Here is a 2,037-nt window from a genome sequence, read left to right on the forward strand (position 1 = left end):
GATTTAGACTTCGATACCTTGACTCAAGGCACGATCGATCTAGATTTTGATACCTTAACTCAATCGTCGTTAGAGCTGGAGGAGATTAATAACCAATTTGCACCTTCAGATTTAGACTTCGATACCTTGACTCAAGGCACGATGGATCTAGATTTTGATACCTTAACTCAATCGTCGTTAGAGCTGGAGGAGATTAATCAGCAATTTGCACCTTCAGATTTAGACTTCGATACCTTGACTCAAGGCACGATGGATCTAGATTTTGATACCTTAACTCAATCGTCGTTAGAGCTAGAGGAGATTAATAACCAATTTGCTCCTTCAGATTCAGACTTCGATACCTTGACGCAAGGAACGATCGATCTAGATTTCGATACCTTAACTCAATCGACAATATCATTAGATTGCATTAATAATAGCCTCGAAAATGTCAATCCAGATTTCGGTACTCTCAAACAATCGACAAGCGATCTAGATTTAGATACGCTAACTCAATCGATATTATCATTGGAGGATCTTAGTAGCAGCATCGAAACTTCGGATCCAGATTTCGATACCTTAGCGCAATCGACACTCGATCCGGAAGGTGAGAGCACTCAACCTACATTTATAGTCGAGGAGATTAGCACCGATCCGATCGATGTCTTGAATATTAAAGATGAGTTGTTTGACAACCCAGAACCAGAATCGATCGACCAAAATATCGAAGCAGATCGCCATCAATTATTAACATCGATCGATGAACTTGCCAAAAGCGAATCGATCGCAGATTTACCAGATTTATTAGATAAATTATCGGATCGATCGGCAGAAATCAACTCATTCATTGAAACGGCAGAAATCGATCGCGAAAATAAAGCCTTATTAAGTAAAGCTGAAGTAGATCTACTCACAAAAGAAGCGATCGATCGATTAAGCACTTTTGCAACTACCGCAGCGTTAGAGGCTAATGCATTTACGACCGCAAGTAAGCCTCCATCGCTTGCTACCGATCGTGTTGAATTGGCAATAACTCCTAGCAACCCGATCGTCGATTCCGCTCCCATTGACCCCGCAGTGCCATTGGTTCCCACTACTACCAATCTAGTCACCCCAGTCAAACGGAGCGTCCAAATCCCCGTTCCCCTCGAAAGACTCGACAAATCCGCACAACAGGTAGTTGAAACCCTCTTGACGGCAAGAGCGGTGACAAGTATCTCCTCCCAACTCCAATCTCAGCTCGCCCAACTAACTACACTCACCCGCGAGAATTCTCAATTTGTGACTCGGCTGCGGCAACTGCAAGATGACTACGCCTTGCTTCGCAACCTCAGCGACGAAAAACAAGATTCGGGCACTAACGTCACCCTCGAACGTTATCGTCAAGGCTACTCGACGATCGTCCGCTTGCTAGAAAATATCCTGCGCCTGTCCGAATTAGGACAAGAAATTGAGTCATCCACCTATCAAAGTACGATTCGCCTAGATGCACTCGATCGAAGTATTTTACAACTCAAAGACGGGATCGAAGCCAGCCGTCTGGTACCATTTCGGAACCTGACACTCAGAGCCAAAGCAATTTTGCGCGATCTCACCAATCGTTATGGCAAGCCAGCCGAACTCATTGTCGAAAACGAACATATCGAACTCGACGCCGGAATTGTCCAACAACTCGAACCCGCCTTACTGCACCTGTTGCGAAACGCCTACGATCACGGGTTAGAACCCGTCCAGCAACGTTTGGATGCAGGCAAATCAGAGCGAGGTAAGATTCAAATTTCCCTCCACCAGCAGGGAAATATGTACCTCCTGAAGATCGAAGATGATGGTGGTGGGATCGATGCCGAGCGGATTGGCAATCTTGCCAAATCGAAAGGATTTAGTCTCAACCAAACTAGTACCAATGCCGAACTTTTGGCCGTGTTGTGCCAACCTGGATTTAGTTCTAGCAACACGATTAGCGAAGTCTCTGGACGCGGCGTCGGGATGGACGTAGTGGTCTCGCAAATTGAAAGTATTGGCGGTCGATTGATCCTCGAAACCTTCCCAGGCTACGGT

1 protein-coding gene is annotated in these 2,037 nt (G+C 45.7%); it reads left to right on the forward strand.

What is annotated here, in order from left to right; genetic code table 11:
* Positions 1 to 2,037 (forward strand): ATP-binding protein (locus tag C7B77_RS28945; RefSeq protein ID WP_245894531.1); only part of this gene is annotated, 2,037 nt, incomplete at both ends.

Source organism: Chamaesiphon polymorphus CCALA 037 (assembly GCF_003003845.1).
Taxonomy (GTDB): Bacteria; Cyanobacteriota; Cyanobacteriia; order Cyanobacteriales; family Chamaesiphonaceae; genus Chamaesiphon; species Chamaesiphon polymorphus.